Source organism: Moorena sp. SIO3I6 (assembly GCF_010672095.1).
Genome location: NZ_JAAHHU010000442.1, coordinates 1 through 3499, shown reverse-complemented (window position 1 = coordinate 3499; position 3499 = coordinate 1). Strand labels below are relative to the sequence as shown.

Annotated in this window: 5 protein-coding genes and 1 pseudogene; 2 read left to right on the top strand and 4 right to left on the bottom strand. The window is 42.9% G+C overall.

Annotated features, from left to right (window positions below):
- The 4 genes and pseudogenes from F6K49_RS37595 to F6K49_RS37580 form a co-directional block, all read right to left on the bottom strand.
- A pseudogene (locus F6K49_RS37595) lies at positions 1–206 on the bottom strand (glutathione gamma-glutamylcysteinyltransferase); the annotation flags it as partial.
- 77 nt (positions 207–283) lie between these two features.
- Positions 284–1546: an RNA-guided endonuclease IscB gene (gene iscB / locus F6K49_RS37590; protein ID WP_075904003.1), complete on the bottom strand. Its 1263-nt coding sequence runs from the start codon at positions 1544–1546 to the stop codon at positions 284–286.
- A 548-nt stretch (positions 1547–2094) separates the two neighbouring features.
- Positions 2095–2367 (bottom strand): cyanobactin biosynthesis PatC/TenC/TruC family protein, encoded by a 273-nt coding sequence (locus F6K49_RS37585; protein ID WP_293105221.1) that lies wholly within the window; start codon positions 2365–2367, stop codon positions 2095–2097.
- Between the two features lie 95 nt (positions 2368–2462).
- On the bottom strand, positions 2463–2669 hold the full coding sequence (locus F6K49_RS37580) for a cyanobactin biosynthesis system PatB/AcyB/McaB family protein (protein WP_075904007.1): 207 nt from the start codon (positions 2667–2669) through the stop codon (positions 2463–2465).
- Positions 2670–3069: 400 nt separating this feature from the next.
- Between F6K49_RS37580 and F6K49_RS37575 the strand changes: the two genes are divergently transcribed.
- Both F6K49_RS37575 and F6K49_RS53795 read left to right on the top strand, forming a co-directional pair.
- Positions 3070–3279 (top strand): ion channel, encoded by a 210-nt coding sequence (locus F6K49_RS37575; protein WP_075904009.1) that lies wholly within the window; start codon positions 3070–3072, stop codon positions 3277–3279.
- A 9-nt stretch (positions 3280–3288) separates the two neighbouring features.
- A partial coding sequence (locus F6K49_RS53795; protein WP_366514275.1) for a transporter substrate-binding domain-containing protein occupies positions 3289–3499 on the top strand: 211 nt, incomplete at its 3' end.

The window sequence follows — 3499 nt, the reverse complement described above, 5'->3', positions numbered from 1 at the left end:
TAGTCTTCTCGGGCTTGGCTTGCCATCAGTAACCTTTCTCCGTGATCGGAATCGAGGTTAATCAGATTTTCGGTCAGTGGAATTGTCTGGGCTAAGCATCCTCCATTGATAAGGAAAAACCCAATTAAAGTAGCTTGTAGGGGTATACGGAATACTTTTAGGAGACTTTTTTGAGCAGATTTTTTACCATAGTTGTAGTTAATCATATATACCAGTTCTCAATTGGATGAGGGACTTTAGTCTGGATGTAATAGGAGGATTGTTTCCAGGTAATTCTTGGTATTCACTGGCAAAATCCGTAAGTATAACCATCTTTTCTGTGAACTCTGCACAAGTTTTTAACGTGTAAGCTTATCGCCTTTTTTCCAGAAACTGTGTAATTGAAGGAATTACTCTTACTTCTAGGGTTAACTCTTCCAAACTCCCCAGTCAAAAGGTTTTTGGCTATGTCCCCACTACACCAACCTTTGATTGGCTTCAGCGGGTTGTGTCTGATGGGGTAACCGTATTTATTGAGTGCCGCTTTTTGTCTGCCCCCTTGTCCTTTACAAGTAACCAGAAGCGGTTGAAAGGTTTTCAAAGTCAAAGCCTCAATGTTCCCAACACAAGCAGCATCGATCCAATGTTCCTTAGGAAATCCTAATTTAGTCCGGTTGTACTTAGTCTGTGCTCCCGTTCCAGTAACCACAGGTTTCGTCTTTTGAAGTACTTTAACTAGCTTGTTCCGAGTTGTATTCACCGCCGCCGCATCTTTTAATGGCGAAAGCGCTTTGGTTTTGATTTTTTGAAGTAGGCTTGGCTTCTTTTTCAGAAAGTCCTCTATAGGTTTGTTCCCTTTGCGTTGATTGCACTTTTCACAAGCCAAGCAAAGATTACTTACACGTTCACTTCCTCCTTTGGATTTTGGATAAATGTGTTCAATCTGCAATGGAACTGATTTTTTCCCACAGTAAGTGCATTCCCTTCCCCATTTTTCGAGTAAATACTCTCTAACCTCATACCCAGCTAGTTCTCCTTGCTGGTACTGAATACCACTGATTTCAGGATTCTGCATTTTTTGGGCATCAAACTTAACTCTTTCAACCCAAATTTCGTTAACTGGGCAGAATTTAATCAATCGTTTCACCCAAGTCTGGGTAGTCAAAATTCTGTGTTCTAGACTAGGGGGGAGCCATCCCTCTGGACGCTTACGGTTAAGGAACCTGGGTTTCCTATAGCGGGTGTTTCGGTTACGTCTCCCACGCCTTACAGCGCTTCTAGACGAGAGTTTTTTCTTAATTAATCCTCCTCTGTGTTCTAGCTCCATTGCCCAAATGACTTGGCCGTCTTGGACTAAGGCAAATCCAGTCACCTTACTGCCAGGATCAATTTTGATTTTACATGGTGATATGGTTGGATTATTGATCGACGTTTTTAAGATGATTGTGAACGGGTACATCCTGAAAACCGCCGCTTTACCTTTATCCAATAACCGACGTGCTTTCTTTGGGATAATTGGGTTTAATGGTTGAAAGTTTGCGTCAATAACAAATACGTAATTTTGCATTTTTAGTGCTCTCGATTCGGTAAAGTTATCCTCGACAATGTTGGAATGGCTTGTGTTTTGCTAATCACACATTTTGCCTTTGTCTTAATGACTAGCGACAGAGCCAAAAGCTGGAGTTCACTCTTGGGTGTCATGACCAAACCAACGTAGGAAGTAAATCCTGAGTCTGCAACCTAGTTGATAATTCCAGGGATTACCGGAAATTACCAAGGCTTACACTAGGTGGTGGTTTTAGGGAGTAAGGAGTAGGGAGCGGTGCGCGCCCGTTCGCGCCCCGCGTCGGCAAAGCCCTCAAGGTTCGACCCAAGGGCGATTTACTCACCCTAGGAGGCGCGCACCTTGAGCGAATTTAATTACGGGTCAAGGGCACGCCCTGGGAGTAGGGATGGATCGCTTTTGTAAAAATACGACCATTGAAGGCTATTATCATTTCAGGATAATTACCATTAATATAATAAAAATTTCCCCCATCTCCCTATCTCCCTACCCGTGAAATTTTAGTCGGACGCAAGAAACAGCCCTGCTATCCTTATCCCCTCATGCCCTGATTAAGCCCAAATGCGTCCCCGACGGAAAGGGGGGTCATTCTCTGGCTTCTGGTCTTTAAACATAACCTTCCACCGGGCATAATCTTCTAGACCAGTAGCAAGTAACACTGATTTCTTTTCTTCCTGTTCATTAAGCTCTGGTTGAACAGATGGAGAAGCAACCTCTGGTTGAACAGATGGAGAAGCAGCAGCAGGAGCAGCTTTGGCTTTTGGCTTCGCCTGGGTTTTTCTGCGACGACCGCGTCTGGGAGTTTTAGTTTCTTCTTCTGGCATAATTGTTTTTTACTGTTTGTTAGTGTTTGTTACGGTTTACGACATCTTATGTAACTGTTACCCATCTCTTAGTTTGACCTAGGGGCACCACCACATCAATACCATCCGCCCCAGCCGGAGGTTTTCAGTTGCTGATAACTAGGGTAAGCAAAGGGTGCTGGGTCATTGTAATTGGCACCATGGGTCAAGTCCATGCGAATAGTCACCAAGTCTTGGCCTCGACCATGAACTACATCCACTGCCCGATAGGGTTGAATCAGATCCGGTCTTTTGACTGGTGCTACTTGTTTGGGTAATCTCATCAAACACTCCTTTTCTGGTCAGTAGTGATATAATACGAACATTATTGCTTAGGAAGCAAGTTCTTTTTTGTTTCCATTTGGTTTTTTTCCTAAGTTTATAAAAATCTAAAAGCTGAAAAACCCGTCTCTTTAGATCGGGGATAAAAGCCCATAGCGGCTTGAAGCGCCGTGATCAAAATATCTTATAAAGTCCCGAAACTTTAGTCTAAGTGTTGTAGAATAAAATAGGAAGAAGTTGAGGTCAGAGACGAAACCTTAGAGCTAATTTGTAAAGTAAATATTAAGAAGCTTGAAAGCCTTGCTATGATTGTCTTTTGGTTATTAAATAGTTCAATTGTTCTAGTTTAGCGCAAGCCTTATCCTACAAGGATTACAGCGAGTTTACAAATCAGCTACAACTGTGGGCTATGGCGATAAATCTCCCGTTAGTTTTGTCGGGCGTTTGGTGGCAATTGTTTGGATGTTTACTGGATTATTCGTGGTTGCCTACTTCACCGCAGCCATCACAGCTGATCGTCTTGAATCGAATATTTCTGATCTTATCGATCTATTCGGAAAACAGGTTGCTACTGTCGCAGACACGACCTCTGCCAGATATATGAATCAATAGCCAGTCAAGCTGATTGAATTTGAGCAGCTGGAAGATGCATACAAAGCTCTCAAAGCGGGGCAAGAGCAGGCTCTAGTTTATGATTCACCAACGTTACTTTACCAAACGTCACAAAACCGAGAATACCAGATTGTAGGTGAGTTGTTTGCTGAACAAGACTACGGCATAGTTTTGCCTCAAGGTAGTCATTATCGTGAGCCAATCAACCGAATTATTTTGC

Excerpts from the sequence above, each read along its gene's own strand:
- iscB (WP_075904003.1), bottom strand. The coding sequence starts at position 1,546 with ATGCAAAATTACGTATTTGTTATTGACGCAAACTTTCAACCATTAAAC.
- F6K49_RS37585 (WP_293105221.1), bottom strand. The coding sequence starts at position 2,367 with ATGCCAGAAGAAGAAACTAAAACTCCCAGACGCGGTCGTCGCAGAAAA.
- F6K49_RS37580 (WP_075904007.1), bottom strand. The coding sequence starts at position 2,669 with ATGAGATTACCCAAACAAGTAGCACCAGTCAAAAGACCGGATCTGATT.